Raw genomic sequence first — 17084 nt, 5'->3', positions numbered from 1 at the left:
AGAGGAGGAAACGAATGAGCGAAGCTGTCGCAGCCATCATTCCGCACAACGCAGACGAAGACTGGAAGTTACCCTCCCGCGGCATCGTGGGCATGGCCTGCCTCATCCTCGCCGAAGCTTCCATCTTCATCATCTTCGTTGTCGCCTATATCTTCTATCTCGGTAAGAGCATCACCGGGCCGACGCCTCACGAAGTCCTCACGCTCCCCATCCTCACCAGCATCTGCCTTCTCTCGAGCAGCGCCACGGTTCATTTCGCCGTCTCCGCCTTGCATGCCGGGAAGCAGTCCATGTGTTCCCTGTGGCTCGCCCTGACTGTCCTGCTCGGCGGCATTTTTCTCGCCGGCACTGCGCAAGAGTGGTATCACCTCATCTACCATGACGGTCTTACCATCCGCACCAACCTCTTCGGCACCACCTTCTACTCGCTCGTCGGGCTCCACGCCAGCCACGTGATCGTCGGCCTCTTCATGCTTGCCCTCGCCCTCGTCTTCTCGCTTCGCGGAGACCTCACCAGCCGCCACACCGAGCGTCTCGAAGTCCTTTCGCTTTACTGGCACTTCGTCGATGCCGTCTGGGTCATCGTCTTCCTCGTCGTCTACGTGCTCGGCAGATAACCTGCGTTTAGAAAGCCCGCAGTTAGAAAGGAGGTCCCATGCAGCCCGAAACCGGCCACAACGAAACCGGAGTGATCCAGCTACCCTCTCCAACGGCCTGGCCGATGGTCCTCGCCCTCGGCCTGTCCCTCATCCTCGCGGGAATGGTCACTCATATCGTCATCGCTATCCTCGGCCTTCTGCTCACGGTCGCAGGCTCCGTTGGCTGGTTCCTTCAGGTTCTGCCTCACGAAGCGCACGAAGGCTCCCTCGTCCATACCGAAGAGGTTGAGGTCGTCAGTTCACGTACGCTCATCGAGCGTCTCCCTACCGACGAGATGCACCGCAAGATCCTCCCTATCACCACCTTCCAGATTTCCACCGGCATCAAGGGAGGCATTGCCGGTGGCATCGCCATGACGGTACCAGCGGGCATCTTCAGCGTGCTTCGCTATCACAGCTTCTGGTATGCCACAAACCTTCTTGCTGCGGGCGGCTTCGTCTCCTGGGCAAGCGCGAGCAACGCCTTCCTGGGTCAGTTTCATCTCCAGGGGGCCATCGCCGCGCTCATCATCCACGGCCTTACCTCTCTCCTGGTCGGCCTGCTTTACGGGGCGATGCTCCCGATGTTCCCCCGCTACCCAATCCTCACCGCCGGTCTTGTTGCGCCTCTCCTCTTCACGGGGATCCTCTATTCCGCCCTCGGCATCGTCAGCCCCATTCTGAACCAGCGCATCGACTGGTTCTACTTTGTCCTCTCGCAGATAGCCTTCGGCCTCGTCTGCGGCTGGGTCGTCAATCTCCACGAGAAGGTCAGAACCCCTCAGTTCCGGGCGCTGCCCTTCGCCATCCGCGCCGGCCTCCATACGGACCTGGGGACCCCCAAGCCAGAGCCGTCGGTCAGGGAGGATGAAAGCCGATGACTCTGCGCCGCATCCTCCTGCTCCTTCTCGTTGCCGCGCCTCTCGGACTCGGCGGCTGTAAGGAAGCGCCCGGCAAACCCAAGGCCGAAGTTGAATCCGGCCGGCCCGAGCAGGTTCTCGACTTCAACGTGCTCTACAAGCAGAACTGTGCCGCCTGCCATGGGGAGTCGGGCAAAAATGGCGCCGCCATCTCGCTCGCGAACCCAATCTATCTCGCGACCGCCGGCGCGCCAAACATCCAGCGCATCACCGCATCCGGCGTACCCGGAACCATGATGCCTGCATTTGGCAAAGCCGCTGGAGGTCCGCTCACCGATCAGCAGATCGCGACCCTTGCCCAAGGCATGATGACCAATTGGGGCAATCCCGGCTCGCTCGGCGGTTTAGCTCCACCCTCCTATACCGCGACATCCCACGGTGACGCCGCCCAGGGCCAGAAAGCTTTCACCACCTACTGCGCCCGTTGCCATGGCGCGGACGGAAGTGGTTCGACCGATGCCAATCGCCGGAGGATTGGCTCCCTCATCGATCCCGCCTACCTTGCGCTTGTCAGCGAGCAGGGGCTCCGCAGCTTTATCATCGCCGGCCAGCCTGACGCGGGCATGCCCGACTGGCGTTCCGATCTAAACGGTCCGAGTCTTCACCCCATGTCCGAACAGGACCTGGCCGACACCGTCGCCTATCTCGAGGCTCATCGCATCGCGGCCCCTGGCCAGCCCTATCAGCACTAAAGCAACAGCAAGCGGAGAAAACCATGAGTGACTTTCTCAAGTATCCCGGAGAATCCAGCAACGACAGCCTCTCGCCCGAGGGCAAGGCTGCTGCGCACTCGCGGCGTACGTTCCTTTTCAAGCTGGCGGTCCTGCTCAATGCCGCCGTCGGCACTGTTCTCGCTATTCCACTCGTTGGCTACCTGCTCGGGCCCGCTCGCAAGGATTCCTCCGCAATCGGCGCATGGGTCAACCTCGGCGTCACCACCGCGTTTCCCGTAGGAGAGACCCGTCTCGTCGACTTCCTTAGCCCCGTCACCAGCCTCGGCGACGGCGAAACCGGAAAGGTCGCCTGCTGGGTCCGCCGCATCTCCCAGGGGAAGTTCCAGGTCTTCGCCATCAACTGCGCCCACCTCGGCTGCCCCGTCCGCTGGTTTGCTCAGTCGAAGCTCTTCATGTGCCCATGCCATGGCGGAGCCTACTACGAGAACGGTGATCGCGCCTCCGGCCCACCTGAACGCGGCCTTTTCGAATACCAGTACAAGCTTACCGGCGACTCGCTGATGATCCACGCCGGCAACATGCCAACGCTCGCCACGCAGGCTTCCTGCAAGGATAAGCCGAAGAATCTGGACGAACTTGGCAAGCCCCTCATTCAGATCGAGCCCGCCGCTGTAGCCGAAGCCCGGAGGTCCACGCCATGGCAAGCTTGAAGCAACGCGGCATCGACCTCGGTCTCAAAGGCTATAACTGGCTCGAGAGTCGGCTTGGGCTCATCAAGCCCATAACGGCATCCGCTACCCACCCGACGCCCTCGAACAACGCAAGCTGGTGGTACGTCTTCGGAAGCGCCGCCACCGTCCTGCTCATCATGCAGGTCATGACAGGTATCCTCCTCGCCCTCGTCTACAGCCCATCGGCGAACGAAGCCTGGAGCAGCCTTCAGTTCCTCAACCATAACGTCGCCCTCGGCTGGTATCTCCGTGCCCTCCACGGCTGGGGTTCCGACTTCATGGTTGCTATTGTCCTCATCCACATGGCGCAGGTCTTTCTCTTTGGCGCCTTCAAGTTTCCCCGCGAGCTTACCTGGATCATCGGCGTTACCCTCCTCCTGCTCACCCTCGGCATGGCCTTCACCGGCCAGGTGATGCGCTTCGACCAGGACGCCTACTGGGGCCTCGGCATCGGCGCCTCCATCATGAGCCGCGTCCCTTTCCTTGGCGCGCCCCTCGTCCACCTGATGCTCGGCGGACCCATCGTCGGCGGAGCTACCCTGTCGCGCTTCTTCACCCTCCACGTCTTCGTCATCCCCGGCATCCTCCTTGCCGGAGTCGGTGTCCACATCTGGCTCACTCTCTTCCACGGCGTCAGCGACTGGCCCATGCCCGGACGCATCGTCAGCAAATCGACCTATCAGCGCGAGTACCACGAACTCGCCGAGAAAACCGGCATCCCTTTCGTCCCAGACGCCGCCTGGAAAGACGCCGTCTTCGCGGCTGCCATCATGTTCTCCGTCATGGCCTGCGCCTTCTTCTTCGGACCCTTTGGTCCCGGTGGCCCGCCCGACCCCACCATCATCCAGACCGCACCCAAGCCCGATTACTTCTTCCTCTGGATCTACGCCGTCCTTGCCTTCCTTCCGCCGTCGATCGAAACCCCCGTCATCCTGGTCGTTCCGGTCATCGGCATCGGTGCCATGCTTGCGCTTCCACTCGTCGCCGGCGAAGGCGAACGTCACTGGGCCCGCCGCCCCGTCGCCGTCCTCATGGTCTCCGTCATCGCCGTCTCCCTCGGCATCTTCACGCACCTCGGCACCTACACTCCATGGAGCCCCATCATGGAGGCCTGGACAAGCGACGCCGTCCCAGCGAAATATCTCCAAAACCGCACGCCGCTCGAACACCAGGGGGCGCTCGTCCTTCAGGACAAGCAATGCCGCAATTGCCACTCCCTCGCCGGAGCCGGTGGCCAGCGCGGCCCCGCCCTCGACGACATCGCATCCCGCATGACCGAGGACCAGATCATCCGCCAGATCCTTCAGGGCGGAGGCAACATGCCTGCCTATGGGAACGCCCTCAACCCTTCCGAGACCAAGGCCCTCATGAGCTTCCTCATGACTCTCCACGGCGACCTCGCCCCCGCAATAGATGCCTCCCGCCCCCTTACCCAAACCAGCGAATCCACTACACCGGCGCCAGCCCAGACAACGCCATAGCTAATGTCAGATGCAGCGCAAGCCATCTTCCTAAGCTGGTCCCCACCGCCCTGGCTAACTCTGTCCGTTGCCCTCACCGCCATCGTTTACCTCCGCGGCTGGCTGGAGATAGGCAAGACACGCCCGCAGCAGTTCGACCTTCTCCGTCTCGCATCGTTCTATTCGGGACTTGCCGTCCTTTGGCTTGCCATCGCATCCCCCATGGACGGCTTCGCTGACGTCCTCCTCAGCGCCCACATGATCGAGCACCTGCTCCTCATGTCGGTAGTCCCCCCGCTTCTTCTCTACGGCCTGCCCGTCGTCCCGCTCCTTCGCGGCCTCCCGGTCGTCCTTCGCCGCAACCTCATCGGCCCGCTTCTCCGCCTGACGTTTTTGCGTCGCTTTCTCCACTGGCTCACCCGGCCCGTCGTCGCCTGGTTCGCCATGAACATCAGCTTCCTTGCCTGGCACATCCCCAGCGCCTACAACTTCGCCCTCGAGCACGAGAACTGGCACGCCGTCGAGCACATCTGCTTCCTCGGCACCTCGATCCTCTTCTGGTGGTGCATCATTCGGCCGTGGCCATCGGAGGCGAAGCGCCTCAACTGGGGCATCCTCCTCTACCTCGTCTCAGCCGACGTGGTGAACACGATTCTCTCGGCCTTCCTGTCCTTCTGCGACCGCCCCGTCTACAGCTTCTACCTCACCCATCCCAACCCGTTCCAGGTCGAGCCCCTCGAAGACCAGGTTCTCGGAGCCGTTATTATGTGGGTCCTCGGCTCCCTCGCCTTCCTTCTGCCCGCTGTCATCCTCGCCCTCCACCTCGTACGCGGCGACAGATCGAACCGGGCATAAGCCCTACTTCTTCGCAACGCCTCCCACGACGGTAAGCGAAGACTTCAACCGGATATCCTCCGACGACGACCCAATCAAAATACGGAACTCCCCTGGCTCAACCACGAAGCCATGCGTATGCACGTCATAGAAGGCCAGTTGCGAAGCAGGAAACACAAAGTGAACCCGCTTCGTCTCTCCCGCCGCGAGACTCACCCGCTCGAACGCCCGCAGACTCTTGATCGGCTGAACCACCCCGCTCTGCGCCTGGTGCGTATAAAGCTGCGGGACCTCCGCCCCAGCTCTCGCCCCCACATTCTTCAGATCGAACGAGACATCCACTTGCCCCGTCTTCGCGACCGAAGCAGCCGAAAGCGTCAGATGGCTGTACTCGAAATGCGTATAGCTCAACCCATGCCCAAACGGATAAAGCGGCACACCTTTGAAGTAGAGATACGTGTACCCCTTGCTCACGTCGTACTCGTTCTGCGGTGGAACCCCATCGAGGCTCGCGTACATCGTGTACGGGATATGTCCACCCGGATTGTCCTCACCAAACAGAGCCCGTGCAATCGCCGTCCCACCCGCCTCACCCGGATACCATCCTTCAAGAACTGCCGGCAGATGATCGTGAGCCCACGTCACTGCAAGCGGCCCCGCGTTCATCAGCACCAGGATCGTCTTGGGATTCGCCGCAAACACCGCCTCCATCAATTGTTCCTGTGCCCCCGGCAGATTCAGATCCCGTCGATCCCGACCCTCCGCCTCGACGTGAAGATCCGTCCCCAGAAACAGCACAGCCACATCCGACTTCCTCGCCAACTCCACAGCCCTTGCAATCGCCGCCGGATCCGCCGCCTCCGTAAACCCCGCGCCCAGCTCATACTGCACCCTGACCCCATCCCCAAGCAGATCCCGCAACCCCGTCAGCGGCCCCACCTTGCGAAACGGCTTGCCATAGTAATTTCCCGTCTCATACCCGTTATACCCCGCCGGCCCGATCACTGCGATGGAATGCACCGAATCACGCTTCAACGGTAGAAAGTCATGCTGATTCGTCAGCAGCGTAATCGACTCCTCCGCAGCCTTCAGCGAAAGCTCCAGATGCTCCGGCGAACGGACAACGCTCATCGAAATACCCGCATAGGGGCTCTTCTCCGGAGGATCGAACGCCCCCAGCCGAAACCCCACCCGCAGCACACGCGAAACCGCCTGGTCGACATCCTTCGTCGTCAGCAACCCGCGCTTCACCGCCAGAGGAATATTCGTCTCGAACTCCGTATCGTCCGAGTCATTCCCGGCCCTGATCGCAACCGCCGCCGCCTCTACCGGATCCTCCGAAGCCCTCTGCCCCTGCTCGGCCGCATTCGAATTCCGGCTTCCCGTCAGCAGCGCCACCGCCCCAAGGTCATCCGTCACGAACCCATCTAAGCCCCACTTCTTCCGCAGAATATCCGTCAGCAGGTAGTGGTTCATCGCATCCGGCGTCCCATTGATCGCGTTGTACGAGGACATGACCGACTGCGCATGCCCCTCCATAATCGCCGCCTTCCAATGCGGCAGCCAATACTCCATCAAATTCCGCTCATCCACCTCGGCCGAAAGATGCTGCCGTCCCGTCTCGACATTGTTCACCGCAAAATGCTTCACCGTAGCCGCCAGCTTCAGATGGTTGACATCCTCACCCTGCAACCCCTTCACATACGCCACAGCCATCCTGCTCGTCAGCCACGGATCCTCGCTGAACACCTCCTGGATCCGCCCCCACCGCGGATCCCTGCTGATATTGATCACCGGCGACCGGTACACCAACCCATGCTGCGACCGGGGCCCCTCCGCCTTTGCGTTATACAGCGCCCGTCCCTCATCCGACATCGCATCGGCGATCCTATGCACCAGCGCCGGATCCCACGTAGCCCCCATCGCAATAGGGGCAGGGAACAGCGTAGTCGGCTCCTTCGACCACACCCCATGCAGCGTCTGGTTCCACCCACCCCACATAGGAATGCCAAGCCGCGGAATACCCTTATTCAGATGGTTCAGCTGTTGCGCTTTCTCCTCAAGCGTAAGCCGCCCCACAAGATCCGCAATCCTCATCTCAATCGGCTTCGACGGATCCTGGTAAACGGGCGCAGCCTGCCCGGAAGCCATCACACACGCGGACAACAAACCCAGAGCAGCGAGAGCATTTCTCATAAGGTCTACCTACCTCGAACAAACGGCCAACGTAAGACGTACTACGCGTTACGGATCGGCTCGATCACCGAAGCCATATCCTGATCGGCAAACCCCTTCGTCGCAGCCGACTCGAACAGCGCCCGCGCATTCGTCGCCGTGGTCAACTCAACCCCCGCTTCGGCCGCCGCTTCATGTGCATACAGCAGATCCTTCGACATCAGGCTCAGCAGAAAATTCACCGTATAATCCCGGCCAAGCATCCGCGCTGAAATCCCCGCCAGCAGCGGACTCCCCGGAGCCCCACTCTTCAACACCCCAAGCGCCTTCTCGACATCCAACCCGCTCCGCTCAAGCCACGCAAGCCCCTCGGCAAGCGAAGCGATCTGCACGCCGCACAGAAAGTTATTCACCAGCTTCAGCTTCGCCCCGCTCCCCGCCGGACCCAGGTACACGATCTCCTTGCTCATCGCCTTCAACACAGGGTCCACCTTCGCCAATGCCCCGGCCGATCCACCCACAAGAAACGCAAGCTGCCCCGTGGCCGCCGCCACCCGGCTTCCTGTCACCGGCGCATCCAGAAGCTCAAGCCCACGAGCATGAGCAAGCCCGCCCAACTCCGCAATCCAAGCCGGGCTCACCGTACTCGCCTCAACCAGCACAGCCCCATCCTCGGCACCAGCCAGCGCCCCATCCCCCCCAACCCATGCCTGCCGCGAAGCCGCATCATCCGACAGCATCGACACAATCACCGAAGCCCCCTTCACCGCCTCCTCCGGTGTCGCCCCAACCTTCGCCCCCCGCTCACGAAGCCCATCCGCCTTCGCAGCAGTCCGGTTATACACACTCAGCGAGAACCCCGCCTTCAGCAGGTTATCCGCCATCCCAAGACCCATCGTGCCAAGACCAAGAATTGCCACTGTCTGCGCCATAACTCTCCTATCGACTTACTTACTCAAACACCGCGACGGTTACCGGCACCGTCATCGTATCTACCTCACGAATAGGATTCCGAAGCGCCCGTCCAAACCCCTCGAACCGCACCTCGGCCCAATCCCCATCCACCAGCGCAACCCCATCGCTAAACGAAAGCGTGTCCGCCCCAAAGAAGTGCACATGCACTCCGCCCGGTTGTCGATGTCCATCGAACTTGAAGTGATGATGCTCGAGGTTCGCCAGCGAGTGACACATATTTGCCTCACCACTCGCAATCCTCTTGCTCCACACCGTCTCACCCTTCCGTTCAATTCTCACCTCACCCTTGACGTCATCGAACTCCATCCCCACCACAAGCTCAGGCCCAAGGCTGCACTGCCTCAGCTTCGATCCCGCAAGATTGAGATAGTTCTTCTTCTCAAACTTGTGATCCGAAAACTCATTTCCCGCAGCGAACCCAATCCGATGCGGCGACCCATCCTCGCCAATCACATACACCCCCGCCAGCTCAGCCTCTTCGCCCCCATCCTCCGCGTGCCCCGGTATCTCGAGCGCCTCGAACGGAGCCCGCAGCACAGACCCATCGCCCTTGTAAAACCACTCGGGAGCGATCCCGATCGACCCCTTCGCAGGCCGCCCAGCTTCGACGCCCCACTGAAACATCCGCATGCTATCGGTTGTCACTTCAGCCTCATGCGCCTTGTCCGCACGATGCATCGCCTGCCTCTCCCGCGCGCTCCCGAGATGCGTCAACCCGGTCCCTGCGACCAGCACACGCGAAGGCTCACCCGGCACATCGATCGGCGCAAGCAACCGCCACGCCAAAACCCCCGCATACACCTCGTCATACGAGAGCACCTCGCCCTGCGCCAAAGAGAGAGCCATACCCGAAAGCGAAGCCCCCTCACCGAGACAACGCATCGCAAGCTCATACACCGAAGCCACTCCCACCAAACACCGCAGCGAAGGCTCCTCAACCACAGCCACACGCCGCGAACTCCCATCCGTAATCTGAACCAAGTGCACCATGACCCCTCGCCTATTCAATAATCGTGAAGCGCTTCAGCGACTCTTCATTGACCGCAAGCCCAAGCCCCGGAACGCCCTCATCGAGGTCGATATATCCATGCGTCGGCACCGGCTCGCCGTCGAAGATATACCAGAACAACTCATTCCCTACCTCGACATCCACCCTCGGAAAGAACTCCGAGATAGGGCAATTCAAACTAGCCATCGACACATGGTAGTTATGCATCTGCCCCGCATGCGGAACCACCGGCACCTGGAACGACTCCGCCAGCGCGCATATCTTCCGTGCCTGGCTGATCCCACCCACCCGGTTCGTATCGAACTGGATATAGTCGAGCGCATTCGCCTCCAGCAGCTCACGAAATCCGAAGATCGTAAACTCGTGTTCGCCTCCCGCAATCGGCACCCTCCCATACTCCTTTAGAGCCTTGTAACCACGCGTGTCGTCAGGAATGACGGCTTCTTCCAGCCAGCGTAGATGAAACGGCTCGAGCAGAGGAAGCATGCGCTTCGCATAATCGAGCGTCCATCCCATGTACGCGTCGGCCATCAGGTCGATCCCCTCCCCAATCACCTCGCGAACCGTTCGTACCAACTCGATGTTCTTCTGCATACCGGCAGCGCCGTCCAGCGGACCCCAGCCGAAGCGCAGCTTCATTGCCTGATAGCCTTCGTCCTTATACTTCTGCGCTTCGACCCGTAGTTCGTCGAGCGGCATGGAATAGAGCCTGCTGGCATAAACCGGTATCCGATCCTTCGTTCGCCCCCCTAGCAGGCGATACACAGGCTGCTTTGCGTCTTTCCCCAGGATGTCCCAAAGCGCGATATCGACAGCGGAGATAGCCGTCATGGCCACGCCCTTGCGTCCAAAGGCCATCGTCCGCCGATACATCTGCTGCCACAGGTACTCTGTGTCCCAAGGGTCAGCGCCAAGTAGCAACGGCTTCAGATAGGTATCGATCAGCGTCTTCGTCACAAGAGGTGAGAGAGCGGCGTTTCCCAGCCCCACCAGCCCCGTGTCCGTAAAGATCTCGACAAGCACCCATCCGTGGAAGGCAAAGTTTCCCATCGATGCTTCGCCGAAATTTACCAGGTCCATTGGGTTTGTGCAGAAGTGAGGAGGGAGAGGCACCGTCTCGCCTTCCCATTGAACGACGCGCGTACGCACCTCAGTAATTTTCATATGTTGCTCTCAATCTCCAGGAGGTCATGGCTGCGAAGCGGTTGAATTTCTCCGGCAAATAGAACGATCGCGAGATAGCCGATTAGATGAAATGTTCCAACGAGGAGGAAGAGCGTGCCATAGCCAAAGCCATGGCCAAGTAAGTACCCAGCAACAACACCGAATATAGCTCCGCCGATGGCCCCACCAAACCCCACAAGACCTGAAACCGTGCCCACAGCGGAGAGTGGAAAGATATCCGCCGGCACTGTCATAATCAGGCCGGACCATGATTGCTGACAGAAGAACGCGATACTGAACAGAAGAATCGCAAGCTGCACAGGAACAAGCGGAACAAGCATCACAACCGGCATAAACGCAGCGCTCAGCCCAAGCGCGATCTTCCGTGCCCGGTCAAGCGAACTGCCTCGACGCAACAGGCGGCTCGAGAACCAACCCCCAAGGAAACTCCCAAGCCCGGAAGCAGCATAGGGAATCCACGCATAAAGGCTCACCTGTTTGATATCGAAATGTCTCGCATCGTAAAGATACTTTGGCAGCCAGAACAGCAGGAAATACCAGGCCGAGTCACTCATGAACTTAGCGAACACAAGCGACCGCACGCTCGGGATGGCGATAATCTCTCGGAAGCTCAAGTGCCGCGCTATCAGCCTTGCATCGAGCGTTCCGGAAGACAGCGCCATCGTGTTGCCCCGATAGCTAGCCATCCACCACACTACCCACGCAAGTCCAATCGCCCCCGACACAAAAAACACCGACCGCCACCCGCTATGCAGAAGCAGAAGTCCAATCAGCGGTGGAGCGAGCACCGACCCCATCGCCGTCCCCGCATTGATAAAGCCCATTGCCGTCGAACGCGCCTCCGGTTCTATCCACTCAGCCACCACGCGCGTTGCAGCCGGAAACGCCCCACCCTCGCCCATGCCGAGCAAAAAGCGCGCAACCAACAACATGCCGAACCCCGTTGCGAACCCATGAATGGCACACGCGAGCGACCACCAGAGCATGATCAACATGAAACCGCGCCGCGTTCCCAGTAAGTCGAGGAGACGCCCGCCTATCGCGTACAGCGCCGCATAGGAAAGCAGAAATGCAGTTTGCAGGTAGGAGAACTGCTGGTTCGAAATCGGGATCGTGTGCTGAATTGCCGAGATCGCGACCGGCAGCGTCTGCCTGTCGAAGTAACTGATCGCAATCGCCGCCGTCACCAGCGCGACGAAATACCAGCGCGCCTCAAGCCCACGCACCGGCACTCCATCGTTTGTCTTCAGACCCATGCGGTTTATCATCACCGTTGCCCTACCACTTCAGGTGAAGCAGCGAGACCGACTGCCGGGGAAGTTCCGTCGTAAGCCTTACCTGGCCATGCTCGACATCGACCCACTCAGGCGAACTGAACAACTCGAGCTGACCCGCTGCCTTCAATTGTGCGTACTGCTCCGTCGTAGGATGTTGCGGCGAACCCATACCTTTCCATATCGTGTAGGCATTGCTGTGCGTGTCATCGAGCCTGTAGTGCTCGAGCAAGACCCGATGCACATTACTCGGGATCCCTGCGATCGCAACATTCACCGAGGTAGCCTCCGCTGCCCCATCGACGTCGTGATAGTTCCACGCCAGCACCGCCGCCTCGCGATCTCCCATGGTTGCCAGCGCATCCACATCGGCATTCTCACGAACACCCGTACTCAGCAGCGTATCGAGCGGCACCTGCCCCGAGCTCGTCGTCATCACGCGATTTCCCGACATCAGCGCGAACATGCGGAAGACGTTGAGCACCGGCTTATCAACCCCGTTCGTCGCCAGCGATCGAAACCCTTCAAAGTAATCCTTATCTTCAAACTCGAACGACCAGCTCAGCATCGAGAGTAGATTCACTTTGTGTCGATCCTGCAGTTCAAACAGTCCCTTGAAAGCCGCGGCCGTATACGCCGGATAAAGGGTTCCATTCCGATAGTTGTTCGCCGGGTTGACTTTCGATGAACAAGCCGCGCACCCTTCAGGATCTGCCTCGCTGATGATGATTGGCAGGTTCCTGAACTTTGGGTACTTCGAGATAAGATCAAACCCCTGGTCTGCATCCTTCATCTCGCGGTTTAGTCCCATCGTGACCTTGCCTTCTTTGATCGTCGGAAAGCCCTTGGCATGAAACGAAATGAAGTCCATCGGTAGCGCCTTACCATTGGCCGCGCTCTTTCCTGTATCCACATGATCAAGAAAATTCTTCAGGAAGCCATATGCTTTTGGATTCCCGGGGCTTGTCGAGGCCGGGCCGCCGACCCTCGCTCCCGGAAGCGCCGCTCGAACCCCCGCGACGGCATAGTCGTAGAGCTTCCAGTACTCCTCTGGTGTCGTGTGCCAGTAGTCAATATCCGGCTCGTTCCAGACCTCGAAGTACCACTGCAGCACCGTCTCCTTGCCATAGCGCTCCACGAGGTGAGCCGTCACCACACGTGCAAGCTCTCCCCATTTCGCGTAGTCCTTCGGAGGGTTGTTTGACTTTCCCGAGATAGTGCTTTTCGGATAGTGGACCTGGTAAGGCTCGTGCCGATTCGGAAGGTCCGCGGCAAGATCCTTCGGCATGAATCCCAACTCCACCATCGGCCGCACGCCCGCAGCTTTATAGGCATCGAAGATCCCGTCAAAGATCTTGAAGTCATACACCGGCTTCCCATCTGCATCTTCCGAGTACACATTGGTCGAGCTGAACTTCAGCTCAGCCACACCGTCCCCCGAGGTCAGCAGGTGATGGGCTCGGATATACACCGGTGCCGGACTAAGGTCGTGCAGCTCCTTCAGCAACTCCGTCCCATGCCGCATCGTCGTGTAGTTCGCTTCGTCATAGCCGAACCAGCTATAGATCGGCTTATAAGGGCCCACGATTCTCGCAAGGTCTACCCCGATTACAACAGGCGCTTGCGAAGAAGCCGGAGCCGGCGGCGGAACTGTGCCCTGTGCATAGGCGCTTAGGTAGGCCCCAACGGTGAGAGCCACTGCTCCCACCCCTCGCATCCGATCAAAGAAAACCCTCACGTCTCGTCTCTCTTTCATGTGTCCGTACGTTAGAAGTTGTACTTCAGGGCGAATTGAATATCCCGTGGCGCATTAGACGTGCTCGTCACCTGACCGGCGGAACTGGTATCGATCGTAGCGTTTGGTGCGTTGAAGCTTGCTGTATTCGAAAGGTTGAAAAACTCCGCCCGGAACGAAAGAACGCCCTCTCTTGGCATTGCGAAGTTCTTGAAAATAGAGCCGTCATACTGCCGATAGACGTCGCTGCGAAGCGTATTGGCCCTAACCTGGCCATAGGTATACGTGGGAGCCACGACGTAGGCCGTCTTATCGAACCAGTGCGCAAGCGAGCGCTGGAACGCCGCGCTCTTACCTGCCGGGTTCAAATTGGGCCTTTGGCTCGCCACGCCCGTATTTGCAACATCGCCCGATACAATTGGCGTGTATGGCGTTCCGCTTCGCACGACGATGATTGATTGGATCTGCCACCCTCCGATCATTTTGTCCACGATCGAGTTCGAGTTGCTCAGAAACCGCTTGCCGTGTCCAACTGGCAACTCGTAACTCCCGCTCAGCGCGAGGTTGTGCGGAGTATCGAAGGGCGATAGCGCGTACTCGTATCCGAGGTTCCCGCCAATCGCGGGGGACTGGTTGTACTGAAGGAATTTTGAATAGGTGTAAGCAACAAGACCCGTCAACCCATTTCCCGCGCGATGCTCATACTTAGCCTGCAGCGAGCCATAGTTCGTCGAAACATCCTGAGTGTTGTAAGTAATTGTTCCCCAAGGCTGATACGGTCTCCGCCCCTGGATCGCACCTGGAGCTGGCGTAGGATCGTTGAAGTCATCCGTACCATTGAGATGCACGCCCCGGTTTGCGACATACGCAATCTCTGCCACATCCTTATTCGAGATCTGTTGCTGCACCCCTAGGCTGTAGTGCTCATTCACGCCTACCTTCAAGTGTGTCTTACTCGGCACCAGCGTAGGATTGGCGAGAGCGGAGCCAAGTGCGGTTCCCAAAAAGAAGTTACCCAGAGTTCGCGCTGGAACTACGTTTTGCGTCTGGTTCACTGTTTCCGCGAGACGGAAGGGAAGCATATCGAGGTTCACGCGGCCACCCGAAGTCTCCGGCTCATAGAACATCCCAAAGCCGCCGCGAACGACGGTCTTCGGCGTAGCAGAGAATGAGAAGCCCACCCTCGGTCCCAACTGTGTCTTATCCGTGTAGGTGATATTTGATGGCAACCCCGCCTGGCTACTCGTTTGGATATATTGCCCGAAGAACTGATACGCTGCGGGTGCGGCGTACTGCGCCGTCAGGTCTGGCATTGTTCCGTTTCCCGAAACAATAATCGGCTTTGCCTGCGTGGGATCGAATGTACCGATCTGCCCCTTATACCCCGCCAACCAGGGCGAATATCCATACCGCAGACCAACATTCAAAGTAAGCTTCTCACTTACACGAATATCATCCTGACCATAGAACTGCTTGTAGGTCTGCTGCCCTCCGAAGTTGGCCGCCGGATAGGCTCGCGCCACCGATGAAGGGTAACCAAGCAGAAAATCCGCGTAGGCATCTCCAGAAGCATTTCCATTGAAGTTGAACTGTCCCGCGTAGGTCTCGCTGTCGAAGCCTAGCCATTGGTAGTAGCGGACCAATATCCCGAATTTGATCGATTGATGCCCTTTGAGAATTGTAAAATTCTCCGTCCCTTCCGCTGCCTTCCGATCCTGCGACTTCGGTCTCTGATCGAATGCGGACCCTTGTAGCGAGCCATACCCGCTCCACGCGTAGTCAGGGAACGATCCACCCGTGCCCGGCCGAAGCAGCGCTGAAAGGCCTTGTACGCCGAATTGCGCATTGAAGTCCGTACCCTCCAGGAACGCGCTCAATCGCACATGGCTTGGTAGAAAATGCACCCTCGCCTCGTTCACCATATCCGCGCCAATATTTGTAGCCACACCCACTGCAATATCCTGCCCGATCGAAGTCAGCGAAGCCGTTTTCAAGAATGGCGAGGCATTCGGATCGACCTCTCGATTTGTGACGTAGATCCATCGCGCGAACAACCTGTTGTGACTGTTGATCTGGTGATCCAACCTCACGGTGTATTGGTCATAGTCGATCGCTTGCGACGGGTTATACACAAACGTTCCCGTGGTGGTGTTCTGCTGCGGATAGTAAGCCTGGATCGCCAGAGCCTGGGGAGCAAGCCGTCCTGTCGGGATCGTGTTGTTCACGAATGGGGTTTTGATGACGGTTCCCAAAGCCGCTGAGGAATTGCAACTATTCGCCGCACTGACGGTGCAAGTTAGCAGGGGATCGTAGATCGTCTTTGAGCCGAAGTTGCCCGCACGCTGTGCATTGCTCGGAACGACATTGTTGTTCACCAGTCCCTGTCTCAACCTTTGGCCTTCATAGTCGAAGAAGAAGAACGTCCGATCTTTGCCTTCATATAAATGAGGAATGGTGAGCGGGCCACCCAGATCGCCGCCAAACTGGTTACGTTTCAGAATCTGCCTTGTCAGTGCAAAGTAGTTCCGTGCGTCGAGCTTCTCATTCCGGATGAACTCAAAGATACCGCCGTGAAAGCGATTCGTCCCGCTCTTCGTCGTCGCATTGAAGAAGGCGCCCCCCCGGTTATACTCCGCGGAATAGGGGTTTTGCTGTACGGAGAACTCCTGTAGTGCGTCGATCGATGTCTGGATAAACGTCCCGCCCTGGTGCTGTTCGCTCACATCCACGCCGTCGAGCAGGAACGAAATAGCCGAACCGCGAATTCCGCTGATCGTATTTCCGTCCACCACCTCCGGTCGAATCGCCAGGGAGTTCCCGGTGGGCGGTAGTAGCGCCGCTCCCGGAGTCAACTCCGCCAGTCGGAAGAATCCGCGTCCGTTCAGAGGAAGGTCAGTCAGTTGCTTATTCGTAATGACCTGCCCAACTGTTGCCGAATCGGTTGTCAGCAAGGGGGTCGTCGTCGTCACCTGCACCACTGTCGTTGAAGAACCGACGGCGAGCGTGAGATCTTCCCTCACGATCTGGCCTACCTGCACCTCGATGTTGGATGTAGTCGTCGTTTGGAACCCGGTCGCCGTAACGCTCAAGACGTAAACGCCCGCCTGAACCGGCGTGATCACGTAACTCCCGCTGCCGTCGGTCACGGCCGCCTGCACAATGTTGGTCGCGGTGTTTGTCACCTTCACCGCCGCGCCCACAATGCTCGCATCCTGCGAATCAGCAATGCGGCCGACAAAACGGCCTGTTTCTACCTGCCCCATCGCCATCGTTGTCACGCATCCCATCACAATCCCAAGCAGAACACGTTTCGTCGCTCGCATGAGCCGTTGGATTTTCATTGGTTCTCCTCAATGCCGGGTCGACACCGCGTAGGGTCGATCGCCGAAGCGGGCACAAAGGTAGTACCGATGAAAATGTTCTGTCAACACATTATTCGGAGGCCAAATAGTATGAGCAGGAAAGGTGTTTAAA

The 17084-nt window shown here is 59.1% G+C and carries 13 protein-coding genes; 6 read left to right on the top strand and 7 right to left on the bottom strand.

From position 1 onward, the window contains the following. The first annotated feature begins 14 nt into the window (after positions 1-14). From GRAN_RS18445 to GRAN_RS18420, 6 genes are read left to right on the top strand one after another with little or no spacing between them, the layout of a single operon-like run. The gene (locus tag GRAN_RS18445) at positions 15-617 is read left to right on the top strand and encodes a cytochrome c oxidase subunit 3 (protein ID WP_128914524.1); all 603 of its coding nucleotides are present in this window, start codon (positions 15-17) and stop codon (positions 615-617) included. Between the two features lie 38 nt (positions 618-655). Further along, entirely contained in the window at positions 656-1519 is an 864-nt protein-coding gene (locus GRAN_RS18440; protein WP_128914523.1) for a hypothetical protein, read from the top strand. Beyond that, positions 1516-2250 (top strand): c-type cytochrome, encoded by a 735-nt coding sequence (locus GRAN_RS18435; RefSeq protein WP_128914522.1) that lies wholly within the window; start codon positions 1516-1518, stop codon positions 2248-2250. Before GRAN_RS18440 ends, GRAN_RS18435 begins: the two co-directional genes overlap by 4 nt. A gap of 23 nt (positions 2251-2273) precedes the next feature. Next, entirely contained in the window at positions 2274-2942 is a 669-nt protein-coding gene (locus GRAN_RS18430) for a QcrA and Rieske domain-containing protein (RefSeq protein ID WP_128914521.1), read from the top strand. Beyond that, positions 2930-4444, top strand: coding sequence for a cytochrome b N-terminal domain-containing protein (locus GRAN_RS18425; RefSeq protein WP_128914520.1), 1515 nt, complete (start codon positions 2930-2932; stop codon positions 4442-4444). The genes GRAN_RS18430 and GRAN_RS18425 overlap by 13 nt, the downstream gene beginning before the upstream one ends. 3 nt (positions 4445-4447) lie before the next feature. Further along, positions 4448-5278 carry a cytochrome c oxidase assembly protein gene (locus GRAN_RS18420; RefSeq protein ID WP_128914519.1) on the top strand — a complete coding sequence of 277 codons (831 nt, stop codon included), beginning with the start codon at positions 4448-4450 and terminating at the stop codon, positions 5276-5278. 3 nt (positions 5279-5281) lie between these two features. On the opposite strand, the gene GRAN_RS18415 is transcribed toward GRAN_RS18420, so the two are convergent. The 7 genes from GRAN_RS18415 to GRAN_RS18385 are packed head-to-tail and all read right to left on the bottom strand — an operon-like array spanning position 5282 to position 16951. After that, the gene (locus GRAN_RS18415; protein WP_128914518.1) at positions 5282-7453 is read right to left on the bottom strand and encodes a glycoside hydrolase family 3 C-terminal domain-containing protein; all 2172 of its coding nucleotides are present in this window, start codon (positions 7451-7453) and stop codon (positions 5282-5284) included. Between the two features lie 41 nt (positions 7454-7494). Then, complete coding sequence (locus GRAN_RS18410; RefSeq protein WP_128914517.1) at positions 7495-8364, bottom strand: NAD(P)-dependent oxidoreductase; 870 nt, start codon at positions 8362-8364, stop codon at positions 7495-7497. Positions 8365-8383: 19 nt separating this feature from the next. Continuing rightward, complete coding sequence (gene araD1 / locus GRAN_RS18405; protein ID WP_128914516.1) at positions 8384-9397, bottom strand: AraD1 family protein; 1014 nt, start codon at positions 9395-9397, stop codon at positions 8384-8386. Between the two features lie 10 nt (positions 9398-9407). Then, entirely contained in the window at positions 9408-10580 is a 1173-nt protein-coding gene (locus tag GRAN_RS18400; RefSeq protein ID WP_128914515.1) for an L-rhamnonate dehydratase, read from the bottom strand. Then, positions 10577-11857: an MFS transporter gene (locus tag GRAN_RS18395; RefSeq protein ID WP_128914514.1), complete on the bottom strand. Its 1281-nt coding sequence runs from the start codon at positions 11855-11857 to the stop codon at positions 10577-10579. Before GRAN_RS18395 ends, GRAN_RS18400 begins: the two co-directional genes overlap by 4 nt. 22 nt (positions 11858-11879) lie before the next feature. Beyond that, positions 11880-13613, bottom strand: a complete 1734-nt coding sequence (locus GRAN_RS18390) for a GH39 family glycosyl hydrolase (RefSeq protein WP_241654972.1) — start codon at positions 13611-13613, stop codon at positions 11880-11882. Between the two features lie 29 nt (positions 13614-13642). Beyond that, a complete protein-coding gene (locus GRAN_RS18385; RefSeq protein WP_128914513.1) occupies positions 13643-16951 on the bottom strand; it encodes a TonB-dependent receptor in 3309 nt (1102 codons plus the stop codon). Positions 16952-17084 lie beyond the last annotated feature (133 nt).

It is taken from the genome of Granulicella sibirica (assembly GCF_004115155.1).
GTDB lineage: Bacteria > Acidobacteriota > Terriglobia > Terriglobales > Acidobacteriaceae > Edaphobacter > Edaphobacter sibiricus.
Note: the sequence above shows the minus strand (reverse complement) of the source record. Positions and strands in the feature narration are given on the sequence as shown.

Coding starts and splice junctions, on each gene's coding strand:
- GRAN_RS18445 (WP_128914524.1), top strand. CDS start 15: ATGAGCGAAGCTGTCGCAGCCATCATTCCGCACAACGCAGACGAAGAC.
- GRAN_RS18440 (WP_128914523.1), top strand. CDS start 656: ATGCAGCCCGAAACCGGCCACAACGAAACCGGAGTGATCCAGCTACCC.
- GRAN_RS18435 (WP_128914522.1), top strand. CDS start 1,516: ATGACTCTGCGCCGCATCCTCCTGCTCCTTCTCGTTGCCGCGCCTCTC.
- GRAN_RS18430 (WP_128914521.1), top strand. CDS start 2,274: ATGAGTGACTTTCTCAAGTATCCCGGAGAATCCAGCAACGACAGCCTC.
- GRAN_RS18425 (WP_128914520.1), top strand. CDS start 2,930: ATGGCAAGCTTGAAGCAACGCGGCATCGACCTCGGTCTCAAAGGCTAT.
- GRAN_RS18420 (WP_128914519.1), top strand. CDS start 4,448: ATGTCAGATGCAGCGCAAGCCATCTTCCTAAGCTGGTCCCCACCGCCC.
- GRAN_RS18415 (WP_128914518.1), bottom strand. CDS start 7,453: ATGAGAAATGCTCTCGCTGCTCTGGGTTTGTTGTCCGCGTGTGTGATG.
- GRAN_RS18410 (WP_128914517.1), bottom strand. CDS start 8,364: ATGGCGCAGACAGTGGCAATTCTTGGTCTTGGCACGATGGGTCTTGGG.
- araD1 (WP_128914516.1), bottom strand. CDS start 9,397: ATGGTGCACTTGGTTCAGATTACGGATGGGAGTTCGCGGCGTGTGGCT.
- GRAN_RS18400 (WP_128914515.1), bottom strand. CDS start 10,580: ATGAAAATTACTGAGGTGCGTACGCGCGTCGTTCAATGGGAAGGCGAG.
- GRAN_RS18395 (WP_128914514.1), bottom strand. CDS start 11,857: ATGGGTCTGAAGACAAACGATGGAGTGCCGGTGCGTGGGCTTGAGGCG.
- GRAN_RS18385 (WP_128914513.1), bottom strand. CDS start 16,951: ATGAAAATCCAACGGCTCATGCGAGCGACGAAACGTGTTCTGCTTGGG.